The 25,392-nt window shown below is 61.5% G+C and carries 21 protein-coding genes and 1 tRNA gene; 14 read left to right on the top strand and 8 right to left on the bottom strand.

All coding sequences use genetic code 11. The features are described from left to right. Positions 1 to 219 precede the first annotated feature (219 nt). From ABNU55_RS08375 to ABNU55_RS08360, 4 genes are read right to left on the bottom strand one after another with little or no spacing between them, the layout of a single operon-like run. On the bottom strand, positions 220 to 1,017 hold the full coding sequence (locus ABNU55_RS08375; protein ID WP_290750627.1) for an enoyl-CoA hydratase-related protein: 798 nt from the start codon (positions 1,015 to 1,017) through the stop codon (positions 220 to 222). Between the two features lie 28 nt (positions 1,018 to 1,045). After that, complete coding sequence (locus ABNU55_RS08370) at positions 1,046 to 1,819, bottom strand: SDR family NAD(P)-dependent oxidoreductase (RefSeq protein WP_290750630.1); 774 nt, start codon at positions 1,817 to 1,819, stop codon at positions 1,046 to 1,048. After that, positions 1,819 to 3,075 carry an acyl-CoA dehydrogenase family protein gene (locus ABNU55_RS08365; protein WP_290750633.1) on the bottom strand — a complete coding sequence of 419 codons (1,257 nt, stop codon included), beginning with the start codon at positions 3,073 to 3,075 and terminating at the stop codon, positions 1,819 to 1,821. The genes ABNU55_RS08370 and ABNU55_RS08365 overlap by 1 nt, the downstream gene beginning before the upstream one ends. 18 nt (positions 3,076 to 3,093) lie before the next feature. Continuing rightward, the gene (locus ABNU55_RS08360; protein ID WP_290750636.1) at positions 3,094 to 4,215 is read right to left on the bottom strand and encodes an acyl-CoA dehydrogenase family protein; all 1,122 of its coding nucleotides are present in this window, start codon (positions 4,213 to 4,215) and stop codon (positions 3,094 to 3,096) included. Between the two features lie 213 nt (positions 4,216 to 4,428). Between ABNU55_RS08360 and folE the strand changes: the two genes are divergently transcribed. Next, on the top strand, positions 4,429 to 5,130 hold the full coding sequence (gene folE / locus ABNU55_RS08355) for a GTP cyclohydrolase I (protein WP_290750639.1): 702 nt from the start codon (positions 4,429 to 4,431) through the stop codon (positions 5,128 to 5,130). Here the strand turns inward: folE and ABNU55_RS08350 are convergent. Next, complete coding sequence (locus tag ABNU55_RS08350; RefSeq protein ID WP_290750641.1) at positions 5,127 to 5,804, bottom strand: TetR/AcrR family transcriptional regulator; 678 nt, start codon at positions 5,802 to 5,804, stop codon at positions 5,127 to 5,129. The two genes, folE and ABNU55_RS08350, sit on opposite strands and share 4 nt — an antisense overlap. A gap of 69 nt (positions 5,805 to 5,873) precedes the next feature. Between ABNU55_RS08350 and ABNU55_RS08345 the strand changes: the two genes are divergently transcribed. The 3 genes from ABNU55_RS08345 to ABNU55_RS08335 are packed head-to-tail and all read left to right on the top strand — an operon-like array spanning position 5,874 to position 9,178. Further along, positions 5,874 to 6,866, top strand: a complete 993-nt coding sequence (locus tag ABNU55_RS08345; RefSeq protein WP_348764302.1) for a phosphotransferase family protein — start codon at positions 5,874 to 5,876, stop codon at positions 6,864 to 6,866. Positions 6,867 to 6,897: 31 nt separating this feature from the next. After that, positions 6,898 to 8,124: an acyl-CoA dehydrogenase family protein gene (locus ABNU55_RS08340; protein ID WP_290750645.1), complete on the top strand. Its 1,227-nt coding sequence runs from the start codon at positions 6,898 to 6,900 to the stop codon at positions 8,122 to 8,124. A gap of 16 nt (positions 8,125 to 8,140) precedes the next feature. Beyond that, positions 8,141 to 9,178: an alcohol dehydrogenase family protein gene (locus ABNU55_RS08335; protein ID WP_290750647.1), complete on the top strand. Its 1,038-nt coding sequence runs from the start codon at positions 8,141 to 8,143 to the stop codon at positions 9,176 to 9,178. A 26-nt stretch (positions 9,179 to 9,204) separates the two neighbouring features. Here ABNU55_RS08335 and ABNU55_RS08330 read toward each other — a convergent pair. Then, a tRNA-Cys gene (locus tag ABNU55_RS08330) sits at positions 9,205 to 9,278 on the bottom strand. Positions 9,279 to 9,431: 153 nt separating this feature from the next. On the opposite strand from ABNU55_RS08330, the gene ABNU55_RS08325 reads away from it, so the two are divergent. The 9 genes from ABNU55_RS08325 to ABNU55_RS08285 all read left to right on the top strand — a co-directional run bounded on the left by ABNU55_RS08325 (position 9,432) and on the right by ABNU55_RS08285 (position 20,552). Continuing rightward, positions 9,432 to 10,085: a protein-L-isoaspartate O-methyltransferase gene (locus tag ABNU55_RS08325; protein ID WP_290750666.1), complete on the top strand. Its 654-nt coding sequence runs from the start codon at positions 9,432 to 9,434 to the stop codon at positions 10,083 to 10,085. Between the two features lie 82 nt (positions 10,086 to 10,167). After that, positions 10,168 to 10,857 carry an alpha/beta hydrolase gene (locus ABNU55_RS08320; RefSeq protein WP_290750668.1) on the top strand — a complete coding sequence of 230 codons (690 nt, stop codon included), beginning with the start codon at positions 10,168 to 10,170 and terminating at the stop codon, positions 10,855 to 10,857. A 61-nt stretch (positions 10,858 to 10,918) separates the two neighbouring features. Then, entirely contained in the window at positions 10,919 to 12,214 is a 1,296-nt protein-coding gene (locus ABNU55_RS08315) for a TolC family outer membrane protein (RefSeq protein ID WP_290750671.1), read from the top strand. A gap of 105 nt (positions 12,215 to 12,319) precedes the next feature. Continuing rightward, positions 12,320 to 13,432 carry a DUF2497 domain-containing protein gene (locus ABNU55_RS08310; RefSeq protein WP_290750674.1) on the top strand — a complete coding sequence of 371 codons (1,113 nt, stop codon included), beginning with the start codon at positions 12,320 to 12,322 and terminating at the stop codon, positions 13,430 to 13,432. A 94-nt stretch (positions 13,433 to 13,526) separates the two neighbouring features. Beyond that, positions 13,527 to 16,523 carry a valine--tRNA ligase gene (locus tag ABNU55_RS08305; RefSeq protein ID WP_290750677.1) on the top strand — a complete coding sequence of 999 codons (2,997 nt, stop codon included), beginning with the start codon at positions 13,527 to 13,529 and terminating at the stop codon, positions 16,521 to 16,523. A 17-nt stretch (positions 16,524 to 16,540) separates the two neighbouring features. Continuing rightward, positions 16,541 to 17,626, top strand: a complete 1,086-nt coding sequence (locus ABNU55_RS08300; RefSeq protein ID WP_290750679.1) for an isoaspartyl peptidase/L-asparaginase — start codon at positions 16,541 to 16,543, stop codon at positions 17,624 to 17,626. A gap of 9 nt (positions 17,627 to 17,635) precedes the next feature. Further along, the gene (locus tag ABNU55_RS08295; RefSeq protein ID WP_290750682.1) at positions 17,636 to 18,172 is read left to right on the top strand and encodes a GNAT family N-acetyltransferase; all 537 of its coding nucleotides are present in this window, start codon (positions 17,636 to 17,638) and stop codon (positions 18,170 to 18,172) included. Positions 18,173 to 18,361: 189 nt separating this feature from the next. Further along, the gene (gene ilvD / locus ABNU55_RS08290) at positions 18,362 to 20,089 is read left to right on the top strand and encodes a dihydroxy-acid dehydratase (RefSeq protein WP_290750685.1); all 1,728 of its coding nucleotides are present in this window, start codon (positions 18,362 to 18,364) and stop codon (positions 20,087 to 20,089) included. Between the two features lie 94 nt (positions 20,090 to 20,183). After that, entirely contained in the window at positions 20,184 to 20,552 is a 369-nt protein-coding gene (locus ABNU55_RS08285; protein WP_290750689.1) for a hypothetical protein, read from the top strand. 6 nt (positions 20,553 to 20,558) lie between these two features. Here ABNU55_RS08285 and xth read toward each other — a convergent pair whose 3' ends face one another. Further along, entirely contained in the window at positions 20,559 to 21,374 is an 816-nt protein-coding gene (xth, locus tag ABNU55_RS08280; RefSeq protein WP_290750692.1) for an exodeoxyribonuclease III, read from the bottom strand. A gap of 108 nt (positions 21,375 to 21,482) precedes the next feature. Between xth and ABNU55_RS08275 the strand changes: the two genes are divergently transcribed. After that, positions 21,483 to 24,215 (top strand): M1 family metallopeptidase, encoded by a 2,733-nt coding sequence (locus tag ABNU55_RS08275; RefSeq protein WP_290750695.1) that lies wholly within the window; start codon positions 21,483 to 21,485, stop codon positions 24,213 to 24,215. On the opposite strand, the gene ABNU55_RS08270 is transcribed toward ABNU55_RS08275, so the two are convergent. Next, entirely contained in the window at positions 24,164 to 25,384 is a 1,221-nt protein-coding gene (locus ABNU55_RS08270; RefSeq protein ID WP_290750699.1) for a CaiB/BaiF CoA-transferase family protein, read from the bottom strand. The two genes, ABNU55_RS08275 and ABNU55_RS08270, sit on opposite strands and share 52 nt — an antisense overlap. Positions 25,385 to 25,392 lie beyond the last annotated feature (8 nt).

Genomic DNA, 25,392 nt, shown 5'->3' with positions numbered 1-25,392 from the left:
GAACGCGCGTGTCAAACACCCCGCTGCAGCGTCTGACAAAAAAAGGGCGGGAGACTGAAAATCTCCCGCCGAGGCGTTGGGTGATGGTGGGTGTCTCCAAAGAAGACGAGTGTAGGTATGAGTCGGAATGGTTAATGCGTCGTAAAGAGATTAACGAAAAAGCCCCTGGGATTCACAATAGTCCCGTGAGACGGGCGTCCGCGTCTGCAGGCCGCTCTGTCAGGCATCCTTGTAGACGGGTTTTCGCTTCTCGATGAAGGCCTGCATGCCTTCCTTCACGTCTTCTGTGCCGGCGCAGAGCACCTGATTCCGGTTCTCGATGGCCATGGCCGCCTCCAGACTTGCCGCATCCACCGCCATGTTGAGCCCTTCCTTGGTGAGGCGCAGGCCCATGGGGGAGGTTGCGAGCATTTCCTCGACAAACACCTCACCAGCCGAATCAAGTTCGGCATCCGGTACGATCTGGTTGACCAGCCCCACGGCGAGGGCGCGATCTGCATGAATGAAGCGCCCGGTCATCATCAGTTCCGATGCGATGGTGACCCCGACGAGACGCGGCAGGAAATAGCTGACGCCCATATCGCAGGCCGACAGGCCGAGCTTGATGAAAGCGGCATTCATTTTCATGCTTTCACCGCCGATGCGGATGTCGGACGCGAGCGCGAAGGCGAACCCGCCGCCGCAGGCAGCGCCCTGTATCAGCGAGATGATTGGCTGCGGGCAGCGGCGCATCTTGATGTAGACGTCCGCCAGATAGCCCTGAAACCCGAAGCCGCCGCCAAACGGTGGCTCCTCGCCTTCAGCGCGTGCCTTGATGTCTAGGCCGGCACAGAACGCGCGGCCGGCGCCCTTCATGACCACGATCCGGCAGTCACGGTTATGGAAAAGCCCGCCGAAATAGTCCGACAGCTCGCCAACCATCTCGGTATTGATGGCATTCAGCATGTCGGGCCGGTTGAGCGTCAGATAGTGAACGCCGCCGCGGACCTCGACGCTGATCGTCTTGTAGTCGTACATGGAAATTCCTCCCTTTGGTCAGCGCCGCCTAGCGTGAGCCTTGCCCGTCATCGACTTTGATACAGGTGCCCGTGACGGCATCCGAAGATGGGCCGACCAGGAACAGAAGGGCCGAATCAAGCTGCGCGGGATTGCCGATCCGCTTGCGCGGGAAGTGCTGGGCAATATCGCCCATCCGCTCCAGCATGCCGTCCATCATCTCGGACTCGAACGCGCCCGGCGCGATGGCGTTGACGTTGATATGGTTGCGGCTCCACTCGACAGATAGCGTCTCCGTGATCCGCACGACAGCGGCCTTGGAGACCGAATAGAGCGCCGCGCCATTGCCCGCATAGTGAAACGCCGCAGCCGAGGCGATATTGACGATCCGGCCCGGCTTGTCTGCGGCCATGAGGCGGCGGGCCACCTCACAGCTCAGCACCCAGGGTGCCCGAACATTGATGTCGAGCACGCGGTCGATGAGGTCGATATCCATCTTGTGGGCACGCTGGGCATCTGGAATGCCGGCATTGTTCACAAGGATCGTGACGGTGCCGAGCGCGTCTTCCGCTTTCTTGACTGCGGCGATCATCTGGTCGGCATCGGTCGCGTCCATTTCGACGGGCAGGGCTTCACCCCCCGCATCCTTGATCTCCTTGGCCAGGGCTTCCAGCCGGTCCAGCCGCCGGGCCGCAATCGCGACCTTTGCGCCCTGACTGGCCAGAACCTTGGCGAATCGCAGGCCGAGGCCCGATGAAGCGCCGGTGACAAGAGCGACCTGACCGGTGAGATCGGTCGATTTGTTCGGAAGAGGATAGTCCATTACTTGCCCTTTCCGCTGGTCGGGATGTCCTTGAAGGCGACATCCTTGTCGACACGGATATCGCCCGGCAGGCCAAGCACGCGCTCACCGATAATGTTGCGCAGGATCTCATCCGAGCCGCCCTCGATCCGTGTCGCAGGCGAGCGCATCAGCATGGCCTGGAAGCGGCCATTCTGCGGGCTGTCCTCATCCCAGACGACCCCGGCTTCGCCCTGCAGGTCCAGCGCGTACATGGCGAGCTCCTGCATCGTGGCGCCAGCGACCAGCTTGCCGATGGAGTTCTCGGGTCCGGGCGTTTCGCCTTTCGACAGGGCAGAGATCGCCCGCATGCCGGTATATTTGAGGCCGCTCTGCTTGACCGCGAACTGGGCGAGCTTGGAACGCACGCCGGAATCCGCCGTCGCAGCCTCTCCGTCGATCTCCATGTCCATGCAGAACTTGAACAGCTCCGGAAACCCCGTCGACATGCCGGACCCGATGGACAGGCGCTCATTCATCAGCGTCGTCAGCGAGACTTTCCAGCCCTGACCGACATCGCCAAGGCGCTGGTCGTCCGGGATGCGCACATCATCGAAATAGACCTCATTGAAGCCGGAGGCGCCATTTGCCTGCTTGATCGGCACGACTTTCACCCCGGGGCTGTCCATGCGCAGGAAGAACATGGTGAGGCCTTTGTGCTTTGGCACATCGGGGTCGGTGCGGGTAATCAGCAGGCCCCAGTCGGAATTCTGCGCGCCGCTGGTCCAGATCTTCTGGCCATTGATGATCCAGTCGCCTGAGCCATCATCGGCCTTCACCGCCCTGGTGCGAAGACCTGCAAGGTCCGACCCGCTGGCAGGCTCTGAGAAGAGCTGGCACCAGACTTCCTCACCGCTTGCGAGCGGGGGCAGAAGCCGTTCTTTCCACTCTTCACTGGCCCACTCCATGACAGTCGGCCCGCACATACCGTGACCGATTGTGAACAGGCCGGAGAGAACGGCATAAGGGCCTTCCTCCTGGCTCCAGATCACACGCTCCATGGCAGAGCGCGCGCCGCCGCCATATTCCTTCGGCCAGTGCAGGCAGGCCCAGCCGGCCTCGGCCTTCTTTTTCTGCCACGCCTTGGATGCCTTGATCGGGTCTTCGCTTTCCAGACCGTTGGAACCGAAGCTTGCGCGCTTCAGCTCAGGCTCAAGGTGCTTCGGTGCATTCGCATCAAGCCAGCTGCGGACCTCTTTGCGAAATTCAGCTTCTTGCGGTGTATCGTTGAAATCCATGATCTTTTTCCTTCCCTTCTAGGCGGCCGCTTCGACATTTCCGGCGCTCATCCGTTCGATGAGCAGGCTCTCCCAGGTGGAGAGCGAGCCGATGGTCAGGGCCAGTGCATTGGAGCGGCGGTAGTAAAGGTGGCAGTCGAAGGCCCAGGTGAAGCCCATGCCGCCATGGACCTGGATATTGTTCTTGGCGCAGTGCTGGAACGCATTGGTCGCCGAGACGCGGGCCGTCGCGGCCGCTATCGGCAGCTCGGCCGCGCTCGATGACAGGGCCCAGGCACCATAATAGCAATTGGACCGCGCCAGCGTCGCCGACACATACATGTCCGCCAGGATGTGCTTGACCGCCTGGAAGGAGCCGATCTGACGGCCGAATGCCATACGCTCCAGCGCATAGTCGCGCCCCATTTCCAGCGCGCGGTCTGCCCCGCCCAGCTGTTCGAAGCCGATCAGGATCGCCGCGCGGTCCATGACCTGCGTCGCGATATGCCAGCCATCGCCAGCCTCGCCGATCCGTGTTGCTGGCGTGCCGTCGAAAGAAAGCCTGGCCTGGCTGCGTGTTGGATCGATCGAGTCGAGGTCTTCGCGGCTGACGCCCTTGCCGGAGAGGTCGACAAGACAGAGTGAAAGGCCGCCCGCTTCCTTTGCAAGCACGATGGCAAAGTCTGCGATGGCCCCATCGGTGACCGGCGCCTTGCTGCCCGACAGCGTGCTGCCATCGAAGCTCAGGCTGACCTTTTCGGGCTTCATGCGGCCGCTGCCCTCATTGATCGCCCAGCAGCCAATGGCTTCGCCGGCCGAAATCTTCGGGAGCCATGCCTGCTTCTGCTCTTCTGACCCGGCCTGCATCAGGCATTCAGCACCAAGATAGACGGTCGAGGCGACCGGCACCGGCGCGAGCACACGGCCAAGTTCCTCTGCGACCACGCAAAGCTCCAGATGGCCAAGGCCCACGCCGCCATATTCTTCCGGGATGGCCGCGCCCAGGACACCCAGCTCTGCGAGGCCGGCATAGAGTTTCTGGTCGTAATGCTGGCCGCCTTCGAGGACCGCCCGAACGGCCGCTGGCGGACAGTTCTCTTTCAGGAACCGCCTGACCTGCTCACGCAACTGTTTCTGTTCGTCAGAAAAATCGAGATTCATCTTCTCTTCCGCCCTTGTCCTTAGGTCTGCACGTCATGCGCTTGTTGTGGTTATGCAGGCGAATGAGAGCTATCCGGCCGGGTCAGTCAATCATGCCGCCACGTTACCGCGCCCGCCATGCAAATCGCTCTGGAAAGCTGGCGAATGACACTCACCTTGTGTGAGAGGAAAAACCGGGCTGCTCAGCGTGGAGGCCCGTGGGGAGGACAAGAAATGGCGAGCGACAATCACAGGAAGGATCTGGTTTCGGCCAGAATCCGCGAGCGGCTGGAAGCCGAAGGCCGGCGCTATTTTGCCAATGACAATATCGCCGACATGCTTCAGCCGGGCGAGCTTGAGGGCCTTCATGAAGAGGCCGAAGCGGCAGTTGAGGATTTGCTCGACAGTCTCGTCATCGACTGGCGCAATGATCACAATTCGCGCGAAACCGCCCGCCGCGTCGCAAAGATGTATCTCGATGAGGTGTTTGCAGGCCGCTACAACGCCCAGCCTGCCACCACAGAATTTCCCAATGCCGAAGCGCTCAACGAGCTGATGATCGTCGGCCCGATCACCGTGCGCAGCGCGTGCAGCCATCACCTCTGCCCGATCATCGGCCGTGTCTGGCTGGGCGTCCTGCCGAAAACGACGTCCAGCCTGATCGGCCTGTCGAAATATTCGCGGCTGACGAACTGGATCATGTCGCGCCCGCAGATACAGGAAGAGGCGATCGTGCAGCTTGCCGATCTTCTTGAAGACATGATTGAGCCTGACGGTATTGCGGTTGTGATGGAAGCCGATCACTTCTGCATGCACTGGCGCGGGGTGAAGGATGACAACACCCAGATGATCAACAGCGTCATGCGCGGGGAATTCCTCGAAAATGCGTCCCTCCGCCGTGAATTCCTCACGCTGATCCGCCTCCGGAACGGCTAGGGCGCCTTAACAATCGCGCAGATCGTGTGCACCAGATGGTCCAGTACATCCGTCGTGGACCAAATCGAGTGGGCGCGCGTGTCATCGGCAAGGCGCGTTTCACGCGCAGCAAGAACAGCGCCGAGATAGGATTCGATAAAGACGATCCGCTCGGTTTGCTGGCGCGGCGGCAGGTGACTCATATGGCCGCGCAGAAGTTTGATGCACGCCTGGAAGCCGGTATTCCACCGGCCGGCAAGCGCCTCCATGAACTGGTCCCTGTGCGCCATCGCGAACAGGACCACGAACCGGTTATAGTATTCTTCCTCACCCGGCCCGGCCAGGCCGATTGAGGGGTAGACCAGTGTCCCGACAACATCCTCCAGCGCCGGCTCGCCGCCATCTGCCGCGAATCGCGCCAGCTCGCCCTGCCGCCGCGCATCGATGAGCTGCGCCCCATCGACGACCAGAGCGCGGATGAGTTCGGCTTTCGATCCGAAATGATAGCCAACGGCACCATGATTCTTCTGTCCGGCTGCGCTTGCGATCTCGCGTACCGTCACGCCGTCCACGCCGCGCTCTGCGAACAGTTTCATCGCCGCCCGCTTCAGGGCGCCGACCGCGTCGGATTCAGCTTTTTCGTTCAGGCGGACCATGGGGAAGGCTTGTCTTCGCGTCTCTTGATCGTCAAGCATATTATCCAAATGATTTAATGGAGAGGAAATGTGGAGACAGGCGTAGACCTGACCCGGCTCGCATCCTGGATGGATGAGCAATCACTGGGAAACGGCCCAATCGAGAACGCCGTGCGTCTTGCGGGCGGCACACAGAACATTCTGCTGAAATTCGACAGGGCAGGGCGCACCTATGTTCTACGGCGCCCGCCGCCCTCGCTTCGCGCCAATTCAAATGAGACCATGCGGCGCGAAGCCCGGGTGCTGGCGGCAATTGCCGGCTCTGACGTCCCCCATCCGGGCCTGATCGCCGCTTGCGGTGACGAAACGGTTCTGGGCGCGGCTTTCTATCTTATGGAGCCGGTCGACGGCTATGCGCCCTCTCAGGGCATGCCTGAACCCTTTGTCAGCTCGCCGGAGCTTCGCCATCAGATGGGGCTCTCGCTCGTGGATGGCATCGCCGCTTTGGGCGCGCTGGACTATAAGGCTGTCGGCCTGGAAGGGTTCGGCAAACCCGACAATTATCTTGAGCGTCAGGTCAGCCGCTGGAAGTCCCAGCTGGAAAGCTATGGCGACATGCCCGAATGGGATGGCCGCAAGGACCTGCCGGGAATCAACCGGATCGGTGACTGGCTTGAGGCAAACCGGCCCGGCAATTTCCGGCCCGGAATCATCCATGGCGACTATCACCTCGGCAATGTGATGTACCGGTTCGACCGGCCGGAACTGGCGGCCATTGTCGACTGGGAACTGACAACCATCGGCGATCCGCTGCTCGATCTTGGCTGGCTGATGGCAACCTGGCCGGATGAAGCCGACACGTCGGATGACGGCACCGTCGCCGTCCAGCCCTGGGAAGGCTTTCCGGCGGCAAGCGAACTCGTTGCCCATTACGGCAAACAGTCCGACCGCGACCTCTCAACCATCGACTGGTACGGCGTTCTCGCCTGCTACAAGCTCGGTATCATCCTCGAGGGCACCTATGCGCGCGCCTGCGCCGGCAAGGCGCCGAAGGATATCGGCGACAATCTTCACAGCAGAACAATCTGGCTGCTCGAGCGCGCGCTGCGCTGGATCGGCTGAAAACACGTCAAAGGGATAAGGAAACAAGCTCATGCAATTTGAATATAGCCAGAAGACCAAGGACCTGATCGCCCGCGTCGAAGCCTTTTTCGACAAATACGTCTATCCCACCGAAGAGGAGTACCATGCCTGGGATGAGGATCCGGCCAATCTCTGGGTCCGCTGGCCCGGCATCGACAGGATCAAGGAGCACGCAAAGGCCGAGGGCCTCTGGAACCTGTTCCTGCCGGAGGAATATGGCGACTACAGCCCTGGCCTCACCAATCTGGAATATGCCCCGCTGGCAGAGATCATGGGCCGCGTGCCGCATTCGTCCGAATTCTTCAACTGCTCGGCGCCCGATACCGGCAATATGGAAGTGCTGGCGAAATATGGCTCGCCCGAACAGAAAGAGCGCTGGCTGAAGCCGCTTCTCGCCGGCGATATCCGTTCTGCCTATGTCATGACAGAGCCGCAGGTCGCCTCCTCCGACGCCACCAATCTCGAAATGACCATCCTTCCAGACGGCGACGACTATGTCATCAATGGCCGAAAATGGTGGATTTCGGGGGCAATGAACCCGAACTGCAAGATCTGGATCGTCATGGGCAAGACGCTGCTCGACAATCCACGCCACCAGCAGCATTCACAGATACTGGTTGAACCGGATACGCCCGGTATCTCCATTGTCCGCCATCTGACAGTGTTTGGCTCGAAGAACTCGCCCGGCGGTGAGTGTGAGCTTCTCTTCGACAATGTCCGCGTGCCCAAGGAAAACATGATCCTCGGCGAAGGGCGGGGCTTCGAGATTGCGCAGGGCCGCCTCGGGCCGGGCCGCATCCATCACTGCATGCGCTCCATCGGGCAGGCCCAGCGGGCGCTTGAGATCATGTCCCGCCGCGCCGAAAACCGCGTTGCCTTCGGCAAGAAGCTCTCCGACCAGAGCTCGATCCGTCAGGACATTGCCAAAAGCTTCTGTGAGATCGAAATGGCGCGCCTGCTGACCCTGAAAGCGGCCGATGCGATGGACCGGTACGGCAACAAGCAGGCGAAAGACCTGATCGGCGCCATCAAGGTGATTGCGCCGCAAATGGCCCAGACGGTCTGCGACCGCGCGATTCAGGTGCATGGCGGAATGGGTGTCAGCAATGACACGCCGATTGCGCGTTTCTTCACCCTGAACCGCTTCCTGCGCATCGCGGACGGGCCCGATGAGGTTCACATGTCCCAGCTCGGCAAGCTCAAGATCCGCGAATACAACGCACCGAATGTAAACTGAGCAGCGGAGGCAGACCATGAAAGCACTCGTCTATCGCGGCCCAAAGGACATCGCGTTTGAAAGCATGGCCGATCCGGGCATCGAGGAAGAGCGCGATGCCATCATCAAGGTCGACAAATGCGCGATCTGTGGCAGCGACCTGCACATCTATCACGGCGAAACCTTTTCGAAGGATACCGGCTATTGCGTCGGTCATGAGGCGGTCGGCGAAGTGGTTGAGACAGGCCGCTCCGTCCATCAGCTGAAAGTGGGCGACAAGGTCATGATATCGGCCGCTGTCGGGTGCGGGGAATGCCGCTCCTGCCTTGCCGGCAATGTCGTCAATTGTGAGACCAATTCCGGCCGCTGTTATGGACTGTCGGCCGCCTTGCAGGGCTGCCAGGCAGAGTTTGTGCGCGTGCCGGCGGCAGACTTCAACGCGGCGAAGGTCCCGGAAGGGGTTACGGCGGATCAGGCGCTCATGATGACCGATGCGCTCGCCACCGCCTGGTTCGGCGCGCGCAATGCCGACATCGGACATGGCGCCACTGTCGCGGTCGTCGGGCTTGGCCCGATTGGCCTGATGGCGGCCGAAAGCGCGCTTGCCATGGGCGCGGCCCGCGTCTTCGGCATCGACCTTGTCGAGGAGCGCCGCGCCATGGGACGCGCCATCGGTCTCGAAACACCTGACCCGGCGACGGCGCGCGACTATGTGAAGGAAGCGACCAAGGGCCAGATGTGCGACAGCGTCATTGAGGCCGTCGGTCATTCCGCCACAATCCGCGCGGCCCTCGGCTTTGCCGGGCGCCGGGGCACGGTTTCCGTCATCGGTGTCTCTCAGGACAGGTCCATGGACTTCCCGATGGCCAATGCGTTCGCCATGGGGCTCACCTTCCGCATCGGGACGTGTTCTGTGCCGCAGGAATGGCCGGATCTCACCCCGCTGATCCAGTCCGGACGGATCAGGCCGGAGCGCTATATCAGTCACACGCTGCCCCTATCGGACGGCGCGCATGCCTATGACATCTTCGACCGGCGCGTCGATGGGGCCATGAAGATGGTCTTCGAGGTCTGAATGATCTTGGGGGAGTGGGAAGTATCTGGAGGCCCCGCCCGGAATCGAACCGGGGTACACGGATTTGCAATCCGCTGCGTCACCACTCCGCCACAGGGCCGTGCCAAGAGAGGAGCGTCAGATAGCAGCGGTTCCAGCTGCTTGCAACGGAGGAATGCGGCGTTTCGCACATGGCGCGCCGTTGCACACTCTCGTGCGCTAAGATATGGCGACACGAATACCTCAGAATGGATTGCCTGAAAGGTAAGCGCCCATGGATTTCGCAAAGATGCGCCGGATTATGGTGGATTCCCAGATCCGCCCGAATGATGTGACCGACCCGGAAATCGTATCGGCCTTCCTGCATACGCCGCGCGAAGCGTTCGTGCCCAAGAGCGAGCAATCCATCGCCTATGCCGAATACGAGATCGAGACCAGCGAAGGGCGCGCGCTCTGGACGCCCCGCGACATCGGCAAGATGATCAAGTCGCTGGAGCCGGAGCCTTCCGACATCGCGCTCGTCATCGGGGCAGGGGCCGGCTATGAGACCGCCATTCTCTCGCGTCTCTGTGAAACCGTCATCGCCCTGGAAGAGAGCGATGAGCTGGTTGATGAGCTTACCGCCCGCTTCGGCACGCTCGGCCTCGACCGCGCGGTCGCTGTTCAGGGCGACCTTCGCGAAGGCCTAGCCGACCAGGCGCCGTTCGACATCATCCTCGTCTGCGGCCTGATCGAAGAGGCGCCGGAGACCTGGTTCACCCAGCTGGCAGAAGGTGGCCGTCTTGGCGCCGCTGTCCCGCATGGCCGTGACCTTGGCCGTGCCCGTGTCTGGACCAAGGCTGGTGAGACCGTCTCCTATCGCGAAGTCTTCGATTGCTGCCCGCCCCGTCTCCCCGGTTTCGAAAAGCCCAAAAGCTTCGTTTTCTAATCACTGGGTTTAGTGGGCCGCCATTGCGGCCCCGTCATCCATCCCCGACCTTCTGACCCTCATGGGAAAGAAAGGACCGGTCATGGTGAAACCATCAGCCTACCTCTTCGCGGGCATACTCTTTGCTGGTCTGCTTGTGGCGGCCTGCCTCGCGCCGCCCAAGGCAACGAAGTCCTTTGCCGGCACGAAGACCTATATCGTCCACGGATACATGGCGGGTCCGGACGACCACTGGTTCGAGTGGCTCGAGACCCGGATAGAAGCCGGTGGCGGCGAGGCCGTCCGCCTGACCTTGCCACAATCGGATGATCCCGACCCCGCTGAATGGGAAAAGGCCCTGGCAGACGAGATCGGCACGCCCGACCGTAAAACCTATATCGTCGCCCACAGCCTCGGCTCGATTACGGTGCTTCGCTACCTCTCCGGCCTGGATGACGACAGCGAGCTTGGCGGCTTGCTGCTGGTGTCGGGCTTCCCCGGCAGGCTGCCAGCCATTCCGGCCCTCGACGCCTATATGGACGCGCCTTTCGATGCCGGCCGGATCAGGCAGATCGCCAGCAGGCGGGCTGTCATCTCTGCGAAGGATGATCCAATCGTCCCTCATCGCCAGAGCCAGGCGCTCGCCGAAGACATCGACGCAGATTTCCTGCCTGCCGAAACAGGCGGTCACTTCCTGGCGAGGGATGGGTTCGACCAGTTTCCACTGGTACTTCAGACGTTGAGAGATATGATCAGGAACGCGGATAACGAGCATACACCATTCGCAAAGTGAACAGTGTTCACTTTCTTCCTGAAGCCGTGTAAGGTCATGCCTGCCGAGGGAGGGCAGGGCGATGCGTCGAACGAGATATGCCTCAACACTGCTGGCAGTGGGGGTGGTGCTGATAGCACTGCCGGCGCAAGGTGAAACGCTGCAGGATGCGCTGTCGGCGGCCTGGCTGAACAATCCCGCCCTCGAGGCCGAGCGCGATTCGGCGGCCATTGCCGGCGAGCGGATCGAGCAGGCCCGCGCCCAGCGCAAACCCACGGTCAGCCTGTTCGGCAGCTATGTCTACGAATCGGTCGATTCCAACCGCCCCTTCGCCTTCAATCTGGGTGACCGGCCTGTTGCCTCCGCCCAGATCGAGGCGCGCCTTCCCGTCTATACAGGCGGGCGCATCACCGCAGGCGTCCAGCAGGCCGAAGCCGGAGCGCTTGCGGCGGGCGCCCAGCTCAACTCGGCCGGCCAGTCCATCCTGCTCGACACGCTCATCGCCTATGTCGACATCCTGCGGGCGCGTGAGGTCATCTCCATCCGTGAGAACAGTATCCGCCTGCTTGAGGGCCAGTTCACCGCCGCCTCCGACCGGTTCGAGGTGGGCGACACCACCCGTACAGACGTTTCGCTGGCCCGCGCCCGCCTCGAAGGGGGGCGCGCCGCGCTCGCCTCGGCAGAGGCAGACCTTGAAGCCGCGCTCGCCCAGTATGCGCTGCTCACCGGACTGGAAGCGGCCGACCTGCTCGCGCCGCTCCCGCCCGTCCCGGAGCTGCCCGAGAGTTTTGAGGCCGCGCTCGCCGTCGCCCTTGATGCCAATCCGGACATTACAGCGGCCCGGTTTGCCGAACAGGCCGCCCGCCGGTCGGTCGAGGTCGCCCGCGGCGCGCTGAAGCCTGAAGTCTCTCTCATCGCGCAGGCCGGCGTTGAGGAATACCACACCGAAGGCTTTACCGATTCCAGCATGCTCGCTGGCGCCCAGGCCAGTTTCCCGCTCTTCACGGGCGGTCTCAACACCTCGCTCGTGCGCGAAGCCCAGCTCTCGCGCCAGCAGGCCGCCAGCCGTATCGCCCTCAGTGAGCGTGTGGTGCGCACCAGCGTCGCGCGCGCCTGGTATGGTTTCCTGGCCGCCGACCGCGCCGTCGAGGCTTCCGGCCGCCAGGTCGAGGCCGCAGAGCTGGCCTATGAAGGCGCGCAGGAAGAGCTCAGCGTCGGTGTGCGCACCACGCTCGATGTGCTGGACCAGGAGCAGGAGCTCCTCGAAGCGCGCCTCTCGCAGGTGACGGCGGAGCGCGACCGCTATGTCGCCGCCCACACCCTGCTCGCCGCAATGGGCCAGTTGACGCCGGCGCGTCTCGGCCTCAGCCTTGGTTAATACAAGGCCCACGGGTGTATCGCGCCGCGAATCCGGCATAACATCATATTAACTGGCGCGGTGTAGCCGGATTGAGGCATACATTCTTTTCTGCGGGAGCTGAAAATGGCGGACAAAGCGCAATCCGAACCAACAATGGAGGAAATCCTTGCCTCCATCCGCAAGATCATCGCCGATGATGGCGAGACCTCGCGTCCCGCCGCCCGCTCGGAAAGCCAGAGTTCCGGTTCGGTAGACGTGAATGTCGCCGGTGACGATGATTTTGACGATCTTTCCCTCGACGATGTGATGTCGGAGACCGAGGAAGATGACGCCTTCGATAACACGTCAGAGCGGTATCTTTCGGGTGAACAGAGCCATACCGAACAGCGCCATGATGCCGGCGAATCGGACTTCGACCTGATGGAAGACGCCGACACCTCCGGCAACATGCTGGCCGATGTCGATGATGACATGTTCGACGATCTTGGCGACCGTGGCAGCGAAGCAGATCAATCCGGAGAGTTCGCGCCGCAGACACCGCAGTCCTACGATAATCAGCCCCACGCCTTCGACGACAGTGACGATGATCTGGAAGATTTCGACTTCGGCCTGGCCGAGGAAGACGACACGCCGGTTGCCGAATCGCCTGCCGTGCGCCGCGCCGCCGATTCGCCGGGGGCGACCTGGACACCGGAAGAGCTCGCAGCTCCGCAGACCGAAGCGGACCCGGACATGGACCAGCCGTCCTATATGGACAGCGAGCCCGAGCCTGACTTCATGACGGAGCAGGATGCAGGCAATGACCCGTTCGCCGGCGTCGCGCCGCAGCCTGAGCCCGAAACGAGCTGGGAACCGGCCGCGCAGGAGACCAGCTTCGCTCCGGATATCGATCAGGCCCCGCCGGTCGATGTGGAGCCTGAAACCGAACCCGCTATCGCCGACATGGCAGCCCCAGAGCCGGAGCCTCAGATGACCGAGTCCTACACGTCTTCCGCTTCTCAGGGCGGCGAGGCCCTGACCGATGAGCGTATCGCCGGCGCCGCCGCCACCGCGCTTGGCAAGCTGATGGTCAAACGCTCCAGCAGCGAGGAAGAAGCCAACCCCAACACGCTCGATGGTCTCATGCGCGAGCTTCTACGCCCGATGATCAAGGAATGGCTCGATGCCAACCTCCCGGCCATCGTTGAGCGCAAGGTCGAGGAAGAAGTACAGCGTATCGCCCGCATGGCGCGCTAGACCCTCGTTCACACCCTGATATAGAGACGAGGCGCGCCCGAAACGGCGCGCCTTTTCTTTTGTAGTTTCTGACCGACAATGATGGACCGACCAAATGCTTGACCAACGCTTCGATCCGCAGAGCGCCGAAGGGCGCATCTATGAGCGCTGGGAAGAGGCGGGATGCTTCCGCCCCTCCGGCGATACGAGTGCGCAGGCCTATTCGGTCGTCATCCCGCCGCCAAACGTCACCGGCGTCCTGCATATGGGCCACGCCCTCAACAACACGCTTCAGGATATCCTTGTCCGGTTTGAGCGTATGCGCGGCAAGAATGTCCGCTGGCAGCCGGGCACGGACCATGCCGGTATCGCCACGCAGATGGTGGTTGAGCGCCAGCTTGCCCAGGACGGAAACGAGAGCCGCGCCAGCCTGGGCCGCGAGGCCTTCATCGACCGCGTCTGGCAGTGGAAGGAACAGTCCGGCGGACAGATCATCCAGCAGCTGAAACGCCTCGGCGCCTCCTGCGACTGGGAGAATGAGCGCTTCACCATGGGCGACCGGGACAACCCCGACGACCAGATGCAGGAAGCGGTCCGCAAGGTCTTTGTCGACCTCTACAATGAAGGTCTCATCTACCGCGACAAGCGGCTGGTGAACTGGGATCCGCACTTCCAGACGGCCATCTCCGACCTCGAAGTCGAGAGCCGGGATGTGAAAGGCCATATGTGGCATTTCAAATACCCGCTCGCGGGCGGGGAGACCTACACCTATGTCGAAAAGGACGAGGACGGGAATGTCACGCTGGAGGAAGAGCGCGACTATATCTCCATCGCCACGACACGGCCGGAAACCATGCTCGGCGACGGCGCCGTGGCCGTGCACCCGGACGATGAGCGTTACGCCCCGATTGTCGGCAAGCTGTGCGAGATCCCGGTCGGCCCGAAAGAGCATCGCCGTCTGATCCCGATCATTACCGACGATTACCCGGATCCTGACTTTGGCTCTGGCGCGGTGAAGATCACCGGCGCGCATGACGAAAACGATTATGGCGTCGCCCAGCGCAACAATATCCCGATGTACCGGCTGATGGATATGGAAGCTCGGATGCGCACTGAGGGTCCGAGCTACGAAGAGAGCGCGATGGAAGCTCAACAAATCGCGTCGGGAAAACAGGCGACTGCTGCCGACGTGGACGCGCTCAATCTGGTGCCGAACAAGTATCGTGGGCTCGACCGCTATGAGGCGCGCAAGCAGGTGGTCGCTGACATCGATGCCGATGGCCTGATGATCGAGGTTGAGGACAAGCTGATCACCCAGCCCTTCGGGGACCGCTCCGGCGTGGTGATTGAGCCGATGCTCACCGACCAATGGTTCGTGAAGGCCGAAGAGCTGGCGAAACCGGCGATCGAGGCGGTGCGGTCCGGCAAGACCAAATTCGTGCCTGAGAACTGGACCAAGACCTATTATAACTGGATGGACAACATCCAGCCCTGGTGCATCTCCCGCCAGCTCTGGTGGGGGCACCAAGTGCCAGTTTGGTATGGGCCGCAGAAGTCCGTGCTAGAAGAAACTCATAAAATTGAAGGCGCCATGTCGGGCGGCGTTTCAAAGCTGATGAGTAATATCCGGGGGCCAAAAATATTCTGCGCTTTATCTAGAGCTGAAGCTCTGGCTCAGGCGAAAGAGTACTATGGGGATGATGTTCAGGTCTCTTTCGACGATCGAGATATTCCTGCAATGGAATACGGAAGACTGGGCGGTGATCAAGAACTATATGTTAAGCTGTTTCAAGATCCTGACGTCCTCGACACATGGTTCTCCTCCGCCCTCTGGCCGTTCTCGACGCAAGGCTGGCCAGAGAACACCGAAGCCCTGAAACAATATTATCCGACCAGCGTGCTGGTCACAGCGCATGACATCATCTTCTTCTGGGTCGCCCGGATGATGATGATGGGCCTTCACTTCATGGACGGCGAAGTGCCCTTTCATGACGTCTACATCCACGCCCTCGTGCTGGATGAGAAGGGCCAGAAGATGTCCAAGTCCAAGGGCAATGCCATGGACCCGCTGGAACTGGTCGATCAGTATGGCGCCGATGCCCTGCGCTTCACCTTCGCCCGTCAGGCCGCGCAGGGGCGTAATATCCGCCTCTCCCCGCAGGCCGTTGAAGGCTATCGCAACTTCACCACCAAGCTCTGGAATGCCGCCCGCTTTGCGGAAATGAACAGTTGCGAGTTCGGCCATGACCTCAAACCCGGCGACCTCAAGCTCCCGCTCAATCGCTGGATCGCGGCCGAACTTGGCAAGGCAGCTGCCGCTGTCACGCGTGCGCTCGAAGCCTACAAGTTCAATGAAGCGGCCGAGGCGCTCTACCAGTTCATCTGGAACGTGCTCTGCGACTGGTATATCGAGCTGATCAAGCCGGTCATGAATGGTGAGGATGAAGCGGCAAAAGCCGAAACCCGCAAGGCCTGCGGCTGGGTCATCGACCAGACGCTGAAGCTGCTTCACCCCTTCACGCCTTTCGTGACTGAAGCGCTTTGGGCACAGACAGAACAGGAGGGCCGCAAGCGTCCGGACTTCCTCATGGTGCAGGACTGGCCCGCCTTTGCCGACGCCTGGTCCGACGATGAAGCCGAAGCAGAGCTTCAATGGGTGCTGGATACGGTTTCCGAAATCCGCTCGACTCGGTCTGTCCTCAATGTGCCGGCCGGCGCGCAAGTGCCTGCCTCGCTGATCGGCGCGTCTGACAAGGTGAAAGGCTGGGCAAAGGAAAACGAGACGCCGATCAGGCAGCTCGCCCGCCTCTCCAGCTTTGATATCGCGGCCGAGAAGCCGTCCGGCGCAGTTACAATTGCGTCCGGCGAAGAGACCATCGCGCTCGAAGTGCAGGAATTCATCACCCTGTCGGATGAGGTCGCCCGTCTCGACAAGGAGATGGCAAAGCTCGGCAAGGACATTGAGGGGACTGAAAAGAAACTCTCGAATGAGAACTTCGTCGCCAAGGCCCCGCCGGAGATCGTCGAGGAGAACCGCGAACGGATCACCGAATGGACGGCCACCCTTGCCAAGCTGCGCTCGGCACGTGAACAATTGGCTGCGCTCAGCTGACACGGGAAGGTAAGATCATGAAGCCCCTCTATGCCGGACTATTCGCTATCGTGGCGCTCGCTGCCTGCGCGCCCGAAGCCCCTGAACAGTCGGAGCTTGGCGCCGCGACGAATGAAGGCGCAGAGTCAGCTATTGAGACCACCGACGCTGGAGACGAGACGGAGGCCGACATGGCGACAGCCCAAGCGCCTGACTGGCGTATCGTCATTCATGGCGGGGCAGGGGTCATCCTGCGCGAAGACCTCTCCGATGAGCAGGAGGCCGCTTACAGGGCGGCTCTTGAAACCTCGCTTCAGGCCGGGGCCGATATCCTTTCTGATGGCGGCTCCTCGCTCGACGCGGTGCAGGCCGCCGTCCTCACCATGGAAGACGATCCGCTCTTCAATGCAGGCTATGGCGCGGTCATGACGGCAGAAGGCATCCACGAACTCGACGCCTCCATCATGGAAGGCAGCAACCGCGATGCCGGCTCGGTCGCCGGTGTGACGCGCGTGAAGAACCCGATCCTTGCGGCCCGCGCCGTGATGGACCAGTCCGAACACGTCATGTTCGCGGGCGAGGGCGCTGACAGCTTCGCTGAATCGGTGGGCCTTGAGCTGGTTGAGAACTCCTACTTCACCACCGAGCGGCGCCGCGAAGCGCTGGAACGTGTGCTGGAGACGCGCGAGCGCACGGATGCAGACCGCCATGGCACGGTGGGCGCTGTCGCCATCGACCAGAACGGCAACCTCGCCGCCGCAACGACGACAGGCGGCATGACGGCAAAGATGCACGGACGTATCGGTGACGCGCCCCTGATCGGCGCGGCGACCTATGCGGAGAACGGGGTGTGCGCGGTCTCAGCGACCGGTCACGGTGAGTACTTTATCCGCGTCGGTGTCGCGAAAACGATCTGTTCGCGTGTTGAGCTTGCGGGCGAAGACATCGAAACCGCCGCCGACAACGCCCTCGGCCAGGTCGCAGACCTTGGCGGCGATGGCGGCGTCATCGTCATGGGCGGTGAGGGCCAGTACGCCTATGTCTTCAACTCCAAAGGCATGTATCGCGGCATGATGGACGCCGATGGCGGTCTGGAAACCGCGATTTTCGGACCTGAGGAATAGTGGTCTCAGATGGCCTCTGACCTGACCGGCATTACGATCCGCGCAGCTGTATTGGGCGACGCCGCAGCCCTGGCGGAGCTCGGCCGGCGCACCTTCATCGGCAAGTTCGGCCATATCTACTCAAAGGCCGACCTCCACGCCTATCTTGATGAAGCGCATACTCAGGCAGTCTATGCCGACATGATTGAGAGCCCGGACTTCCTCGTCCGGGTCGCCGCGCTCCCCGACGAAACGCTGTCGGCCTATCTCGTCTGCTCACCGCTGGAGCTGCCGGCTAAAGAGGCTGCCGAAGGGTCGGTTGAACTGATGCGCGTCTATGTCGATCAGCCGCTGCAGGGCAGGGGGCTTGGCTCGCACTTCATCGAAGAGGCCATCGACTGGGCGAAGATTTCGCAGGCGCCCGAACTCTATCTCAGTGTCTTTTCGGAGAATGACCGGGCGCGCGCGCTTTATGAGCGGTTCGGTTTCGAGAAGGTCGGAGAGTTCGATTTCCCGGTCGGGAATCATCGCGACCTCGAATTCCTGATGCGGCTGAAATTGGAATAATTTTGCCAAACACCGCCCGTGCACCGTCAGAAACACCGTCCATGCACCGTCCATACACCGTATTTTGAGGCCCAAAGGGCAGAATTTTTCGCAGACTTTCCAGCGGAAATTCGCCGCACCCCACTAGCGCCGGGCGACTCTGGCTTCTATTCACATCGGCGAAGATCACTAGCTCGAGGAGCCGCCGAAATGAGCAAGACCTGGGACAAATCCCGCCTGCCGTCGCGCCACGTCACTGAAGGCCCGTCCCGCGCCCCGCACCGCAGCTATTATTACGCTATGGGCCTGTCGACAAAGGATATTCAGAAGCCTTTTGTCGGCGTCGCCTCCTGCTGGAATGAAGCGGCGCCCTGCAATACCACCCTCATGCGCCAGGCTCACGCCGTCTCTGAAGGCGTAAAGGCTGGCGACGGCACCCCGCGTGAGTTCTGCACCATCACCGTCACAGACGGCATCGCCATGGGCCATGAAGGCATGCGCTCCTCGCTCGTTTCGCGCGAAGTCATTGCAGATTCCGTCGAACTCACCATGCGCGGCCACGGCTATGATGCGCTTGTTGGCGTGGCCGGTTGCGACAAGTCTTTGCCGGGCATGATGATGGCCATGCTGCGCCTCAACGTGCCGTCGGTTTTCCTCTATGGCGGCTCCATCCTTCCGGGACGGTTCGAAGGCAAGGATGTGACCGTTCTCGACGTGTTCGAAGCAGTCGGCGCCCATGCAGCCGGCAATAATGATATGACCGAGGAAAAGCTGCACGCGCTGGAAAAGCTTGCCTGTCCGGGTGACGGGGCCTGCGGCGGGCAATTTACCGCAAATACAATGGCTTGCGTGTCAGAGGCCATCGGCCTCGCGCTGCCGCTGTCCTCGGCCCTGCCAGCGCCATATACAAACCGCGATGAGTATGCGGTCGCCTCGGGCGAGGCTGTCATGCGTCTTGTTGAGACCAATCTGCGCCCGCGGGATATCTGCACGCGTGAAGCCTTTGAGAACGCCGCCGTCGTCGTCGCGGCCACTGGCGGCTCCACCAATGCGGCGCTTCACCTGCCCGCCATGGCGAATGAGTGCGGGGTCGACTTCCAGCTGAAGGACGTCGCCCGGATCTTCGAAAAAACGCCTTACATCGCGTCCCTGAAGCCCGGCGGTGAATATGTCGCCAAGGATTTCGGCGAAGCCGGCGGTGTGCCGATGCTCATGAAAACCCTTCTGGAAGAAGGTCTTATCCATGGCGACTGTATCACCGTCACGGGCAAGACATGGGCGGAGAACCTTGAAGAGGTGACCTGGGACCCGAACCAGAAAGTCATCTCACCGGCCAGCAAGCCGATCACCAGGACGGGCGGCGTCGTCGGCCTCTGGGGCTCACTCGCCCCGGACGGGGGTATTGTGAAGGTCGCAGGCCTTCAGTCGCTCCAGTTCCGCGGCCCTGCCCGCGTCTTTGATGGCGAGGATGCCTGCTTCAAGGCAGTCGAGAACAAGGACTACAATGAAGGCGATGTCCTGATCATCCGCTATGAAGGGCCCAAAGGCGGCCCCGGCATGCGCGAGATGCTGTCGACCACGGCAGCCATTTATGGGCAGGGCATGGGCGACAAGGTGGCGCTTATCACCGATGGGCGTTTCTCCGGTGCGACGCGCGGATTCTGTATCGGCCATGTCGGCCCGGAAGCCCAGGAAGGCGGCCCCATCGGCCTGATCAAGGATGGCGACATGATTTCGATCGATGCCGAAAAGGGTACGATCGACCTTGAGGTCAGCGAGGCAGAGCTTGCCGAGCGCAAGAAGACCTGGTCGCCGCGCGAAACGCGCTATGCCTCCGGTGCGCTTGCCAAATTCTCCAAACTGGTCGGCCCGGCCCATGAGGGGGCGGTCACGCATGAAGGCTTCAAGGCAGAGCGCCACGTCTACGCCGATCTCTAGATCGCCGTAAAAGCTGCAGATTGCGGCCATGGAATGGTCATCTCGTTCACTGAGGCTTCAGGCTGGTCCTGATAGCCTCAGAAGGATGCTCAAGATGACACATTTCCTGCCCGCGGCCGCAATCGCTTTTGGCCTGATCGCTTCGACACCTGCCGCCTTTGCATCTGAAAGCTGTGCCGAACAGGCGGCAGCTATCCGCAAGGCGCAGACTGCCGCCCTGGACCTCAAGGCGGATCGGGCCGCGCTGTTGGAGAAGGTCGAAACCGCCGGTGAGACCTGGGAGGACGCGCAGACTGTGCGCAATTTCAGTTCAGATCATGCGGCCCGCGCCGATACCGCGAAGGCGGACTATGACGAGCTGAAAGCGCAACTACGTGCGCTCGATACAGAGCTGCAAACAAAGGCTGAGCGTACAAATGCCCGTGTTTCAGCCTACAACACCAATTGCGCCAATGAAGGCTAGCGCCAGCTAGTCTGCCAGGGTCGCAATCACCGGCACGTGGTCGGACGGTTTGTCCATTTCGCGTGCCTTTTTGTAGATTTCGACACCTTCCAGACGGTCCGCCACCTGCGGCGAGAGCAGGAGATGATCGATTCTGATGCCGTGGCCCTTCTTCCAGGCGCTGCCCTGATAGTCCCAGAAGCTGTATTCATGTGCGCGGCCATCGGCGGCTTCATAGGCCTCTGTCAGGCCGAGCCATTTGAGCTCGCGGAATGCGGCGCGCGTGGTCTGAAGGGCAAGGGCGTCATCACGCCAGACAGCGATATCCCAGCAATCCTCGTCGCGCGGGATGACGTTATAGTCGCCGGCCAGAAGGAAGGGTTCCTCCAGCTTGAGCTGCTGCGCCGCATGCGCTTTCAGATGCTTCATCCAGCCGAGTTTGTAGTCGTATTTGGGGCCGGGCGCCGGATTGCCATTCGGCAGGTAGAGACCGCCAACACGGACGGGCCGGTCCGCGAGGACAAGTGCTTCGACATAACGGGCCTGATCGTCATCCTCATTGCCGGGAAGGCCGGTGACGATGTCCTCAAGTGGATAGCGCGACAGCAGGGCGACGCCATTATAGCTCTTCTGCCCGTGCACAGCGCAATTATAGCCGAGTTCCTCGATCTCCATATACGGGAAACTGTCGGTTTCACACTTGATCTCCTGAAGGCAGACGACATCCGCATCGATGGCCTTCAGCACATCAAGCACCGTCGCCATACGGGCCTTGATCGAGTTGACATTCCAGGTCGCGATTTTCATGGCGCCCTTATAGGCGCGATTCAGCCTCCGCACCATGCGCGCATGCTCAACTGGCGTGCATCGATCACAGTGGAGGGGAGTTTTAGGGGGTTACCTGCGGTGCCCGTCGACCCTATGCCATAAGGACAAGATTAAGGGGTCTTCATGTTCCGCTGTTTCGTCCTTTCTCTCGCTCTCGCCTTTGCCCTGGCTTCTTGCGGCCCGACACCGCGCAAGAAGGAGCCGGGCCTGGCTGAGCTTTATGAAGCCGCACCGCGCGGGCCCTTGCCCGGCGGTGTGCGTCCGACGGCCTATGAGATGGACCTGACCATAGATCCGCGCAAAGAGAGGTTTGGCGGAACGGTCACGATAGACCTGGAATTTGACAAGCCTGCGGACGGAGTCTGGCTTCATGGTCAGGGACTGGAAATCCGGGATGTCCGCGTGACCAGCGAGCTTCTGGAGGACGAGTCTGCGACGTGGCGGGATGTGCTGAATTCCGGCGTGGCATGGATCAATTTTCCCCGTCGCGTCAGCTCGGGAAGTGCTGAAGTTTCAATCCGCTATACCGCCCCCTTTGACGCGAATCTGGCCGGTCTCTTCAAGGTGGAGGAGCAGGGCAACGCCTATGCGCTGGCCAAGTCCGAAAGCATCCAGGCGCGCCGGTTCATGCCAGGCTTTGACGAACCGCGCTTCAAGGCGCCGTTCGATATAACGCTGACCGTTCCAGAAGACGCCATGGCCATTTCGAACACGCCTGTCGAGCGCGTCGAAACGCTTGAGGAAGAGGGGCTTACCCGTGTCGTCTTCGAGACCACACGGCCACTGCCGACCTATCTCCTGTCGCTTGGCGTCGGACCATTCGATGAAGTCGAAGGGCCGGCGCTGTCGCCGAATGAGGTGCGTGCCACGCCTGTGCCGCTGACCGGCTATACGCGGCAAGGCAAGGGGAGCGAGATTTCCTACGCCCTCATGATGACAGAGCCAATGGTGAGCTTTTTCGAACGCCAACTTGGCGTGCCTTACCCCTATGAGAAGCTTGATATCATCGCGGCGCCACAGTGGCCGAGCGGTGCAACGGAGCTGGCCGCTGCCATCACCTATCGTGAGAGCCGTATTCTCTATGGGGCCAATAGCGGCCCCGCGGCGCGCCGGTCCCTTCTCAATATTCACAGCCACGAGCTTGCACATATGTGGTTCGGCGACCTCGTCACACCGCCCTGGTGGGACGATCTCTGGCTGAAGGAGGGTTTCGCAAGCTGGGCCACCGGGATCGTCCTGGCTGATATGGAGCCCGAGGGCGGATATGAGCTTGATGCGGTGGCCGACAGTATCAGCGCCATGGCGCTGGATAGTCTTGCCAGTGCACGGGCGGTGCGTGAGCCGATCACGATGAATGAGGACATCCGCAACGCCTATGACTCCATCACCTATGACAAGGGTCTTGCCGTCATTGCGATGGTCGATTCCTATTTCGGCGCGGAGACGTTCCGCCCCGCACTGGGCCGTTACATCGAACGGTTTGAGGATTCCGTTGCCGACAGCCCGCAATTCTTTGAGGTGATTGCCGAGGAGACCGGCGAGCCGGACCTCACCACCGCTTTTCGCAGCTTTGTCGAACAGTCCGGGCTGCCGGTGATCGATGCCGGGCTGCAATGCCGTGAAGGGCGCACGCCCGAGGTCACTCTTTCCCAGAGCCGCTATCAGCCGCTTGGCAGCCCGATTGAGGAAAGCCGCCGCTGGACGGTTCCCTTCTGCATGATCGCGGCCAGCGGGGAGCGCCGCGAGCGGGTCTGCACCATGATGAGCGAGCCGGAATTGACGCTGCCGCTTGAGGCACTGGACTCCTGTCCGGACTGGGTGATGCCGAATGCGGGCGGGGCCGGTTATTGGCGTTTCACCATGCCGGAGGCGCAATGGGCGTTGCTGGCCGTCAATTTTGCCTCGCTTGAACCGGGTGAGGCCATGGTCGCCATAGACAGTGCCCGGGCCAGCTTTGAGGCAGGCCAGCTTTCCCTGCCTCTGCTGATGGCCATTACAAATGCCGGAACGCGGCATGAGGAACGCCAGGTGATTGAGGAGGCAGTACGCACCTATGCAGGGCTCTATCAGGCGGTCGCAGACGAAGAGGCCGCGCGGGCGGGATTCGAAAGTGAGGTTTCGCGTGTGTTCCGCCCACGGCTTGCAGCGGCTGCAGGGTCAGGTCGTGATCGTGATCGCATCATCACCTCAAGGCTTGAAGGTTTTCTGGCGCGTACCGGGAATGACCAGACGCTGAGAGAGGACTTTGCGCGTGCCGCAAATGCTTATGTCGGTCGTCCCGTAGAAGGCGACGTGCGCCCTCTGACCAGCGATGATTTCGCCACAGCACTGGCCATCGGCTTTCAGGAAGGCGGCGAGCCTTTCCTCAATGCCATGCTTGCGTCGCTTTCAGACATTGATGACCCGACCTATGAGCAGGCTGTCGCCTATGCCATCGGTCAGAACCGGGATCCGGAGCTGCTACCCATCATCCTCGATCTTACCATGTCCGGCAAGCTCGGCACCCGGGAAACCTATACGATCATGGCGGGCCAGATGCGACAGAAGCCGACGCAGGCTGCAGCCTGGCGCTGGCTCCAGTCCAACTATCCTGAATTCGTGACCCGCATTCCCGGTCAGCGCCCGCGCTCGACGCCGCGTCTGGCATCAGATCTCTGCTCGCCTGCGGCAATTGATGAGCTTGAAGCCCTTTTTGAGACGCATGGGGACCTTGCGCCCGGCTATGAGCGGGCGCTGGCCGAAGCGCGCGAGAGTATCGAGCTTTGTATCGCCCTTGAAAAAGAACGCGGCGCCGAAATCCGCACCTATTTTGCGGGCTTTGCCCCATCCGAAACGGCGCCCGACTCAAGCAATTGAGCGATCTCTGCCTCGCTGCGTCCCAGCGCAGCAAGCACCTCGCGGCTGTGCTGGCCAAACTTCGGAGACGGCCCCTTGGGCCCGTCATCGGCGCCCGGAAAGCGCACTGGCGAGGCGGGTGACTGAAAGGTCGACCCGTCGTCTGCCGAAGAGGGCAGGTCGACAATGCCGCCTGCGGCTTTCACCTGCGGGTCCTTTGCTGCCTCTGCCAGCGTCTGGACCGGCGCCCAGGCGATGGAGTGTTCGTCGAGTCGTTTTGCCGCTTCCTCCTTGGTCATCCGGCCAAAGCCTTCATCCAGAATATCAACGCAGTCGACGCTGTTCTTTCTGCGGGCCTTTGGCGAGGCAAACCGCTCATCCTCTATCAGGTCCTCGCGTCCGATAACGCGGCAGATCGGCGCCCAGTCGGAATTGCCCTGGCGTGCCACGATGCACAGCCAGTGGTCGTCGCTGGTGCGGAAGAAATTCATTATCGGCACGGTCTGCTCATGCCGCTGCTTGGTTGAGCCGAGCCGGCCGAAAAAGAGCTGGATCGCGAAATCGGAGCCCAGTGTGAAGAGCGCGGTGCGCAGAAGAGACGCTTCGACCAGGCGGCCCTTACCCGTCTTGCCCGCCTCGACCAGGGCTGCGCAGATACCTGCGGCGGCGGCAATACTTGTCGTGTGATCCCCAAAGGCCGTGCGGCAGGGGAAGGGCTCGCCGCCTTTAGGAATGGTCGAATGCGCCACGCCGGAGCGTGCCCAGAAGCTGGCGACGTCGAAGCCGGGCTTGTCCGCATCCGGCCCCTCGAGGCCATAGCCGGTGAGGCTGCAATAGACGAGTTTCGGATTGACCGATTTCAAACCCTCATAGTCGAGGCCAGAGCGCGCGAGGCCGCCAGGGCGGACATTGGTCAGGAAGACATCCGCGCTTTCGGCCAGTTCGCGCAGGATCTTGCGGCCCTCCTCGGTCGTCGTGTCGAGCGCAATGGATTTCTTGCCGCGATTGTCGAAGTCGAAGACCGGATTGTCCTGAATGTCGGTGCCGATGGTGGCGAAGAACTTACGGATCGGGTCACCGCCGGGCGGCTCGACCTTGATAACTTCGGCGCCCCAGTCGCTCAGGATGCTACCGGCGCCAGGGGCGGCCATATAGGTGGCGTATTCAATGACGCGAATTCCTTCGAGCATGTTTTCTC

The sequence above is a fragment of the uncultured Henriciella sp. genome (genome assembly GCF_964005855.1).
In the GTDB taxonomy this organism is placed as follows: domain Bacteria; phylum Pseudomonadota; class Alphaproteobacteria; order Caulobacterales; family Hyphomonadaceae; genus Henriciella.
The sequence above is the reverse complement of the archived record's forward strand: the minus strand, read 5'-3'. Positions and strand labels throughout refer to the sequence as shown.

Bases quoted from the DNA above. Each gene is read 5' to 3' on its own strand.
- ABNU55_RS08375 (WP_290750627.1), bottom strand. From the start codon at position 1,017: ATGTACGACTACAAGACGATCAGCGTCGAGGTCCGCGGCGGCGTTCAC.
- ABNU55_RS08370 (WP_290750630.1), bottom strand. From the start codon at position 1,819: ATGGACTATCCTCTTCCGAACAAATCGACCGATCTCACCGGTCAGGTC.
- ABNU55_RS08365 (WP_290750633.1), bottom strand. From the start codon at position 3,075: ATGGATTTCAACGATACACCGCAAGAAGCTGAATTTCGCAAAGAGGTC.
- ABNU55_RS08360 (WP_290750636.1), bottom strand. From the start codon at position 4,215: ATGAATCTCGATTTTTCTGACGAACAGAAACAGTTGCGTGAGCAGGTC.
- folE (WP_290750639.1), top strand. From the start codon at position 4,429: ATGGCGAGCGACAATCACAGGAAGGATCTGGTTTCGGCCAGAATCCGC.
- ABNU55_RS08350 (WP_290750641.1), bottom strand. From the start codon at position 5,804: ATGCTTGACGATCAAGAGACGCGAAGACAAGCCTTCCCCATGGTCCGC.
- ABNU55_RS08345 (WP_348764302.1), top strand. From the start codon at position 5,874: ATGGATGAGCAATCACTGGGAAACGGCCCAATCGAGAACGCCGTGCGT.
- ABNU55_RS08340 (WP_290750645.1), top strand. From the start codon at position 6,898: ATGCAATTTGAATATAGCCAGAAGACCAAGGACCTGATCGCCCGCGTC.
- ABNU55_RS08335 (WP_290750647.1), top strand. From the start codon at position 8,141: ATGAAAGCACTCGTCTATCGCGGCCCAAAGGACATCGCGTTTGAAAGC.
- ABNU55_RS08325 (WP_290750666.1), top strand. From the start codon at position 9,432: ATGGATTTCGCAAAGATGCGCCGGATTATGGTGGATTCCCAGATCCGC.
- ABNU55_RS08320 (WP_290750668.1), top strand. From the start codon at position 10,168: ATGGTGAAACCATCAGCCTACCTCTTCGCGGGCATACTCTTTGCTGGT.
- ABNU55_RS08315 (WP_290750671.1), top strand. From the start codon at position 10,919: ATGCGTCGAACGAGATATGCCTCAACACTGCTGGCAGTGGGGGTGGTG.
- ABNU55_RS08310 (WP_290750674.1), top strand. From the start codon at position 12,320: ATGGCGGACAAAGCGCAATCCGAACCAACAATGGAGGAAATCCTTGCC.
- ABNU55_RS08305 (WP_290750677.1), top strand. From the start codon at position 13,527: ATGCTTGACCAACGCTTCGATCCGCAGAGCGCCGAAGGGCGCATCTAT.
- ABNU55_RS08300 (WP_290750679.1), top strand. From the start codon at position 16,541: ATGAAGCCCCTCTATGCCGGACTATTCGCTATCGTGGCGCTCGCTGCC.
- ABNU55_RS08295 (WP_290750682.1), top strand. From the start codon at position 17,636: ATGGCCTCTGACCTGACCGGCATTACGATCCGCGCAGCTGTATTGGGC.
- ilvD (WP_290750685.1), top strand. From the start codon at position 18,362: ATGAGCAAGACCTGGGACAAATCCCGCCTGCCGTCGCGCCACGTCACT.
- ABNU55_RS08285 (WP_290750689.1), top strand. From the start codon at position 20,184: ATGACACATTTCCTGCCCGCGGCCGCAATCGCTTTTGGCCTGATCGCT.
- xth (WP_290750692.1), bottom strand. From the start codon at position 21,374: ATGGTGCGGAGGCTGAATCGCGCCTATAAGGGCGCCATGAAAATCGCG.
- ABNU55_RS08275 (WP_290750695.1), top strand. From the start codon at position 21,483: ATGTTCCGCTGTTTCGTCCTTTCTCTCGCTCTCGCCTTTGCCCTGGCT.
- ABNU55_RS08270 (WP_290750699.1), bottom strand. From the start codon at position 25,384: ATGCTCGAAGGAATTCGCGTCATTGAATACGCCACCTATATGGCCGCC.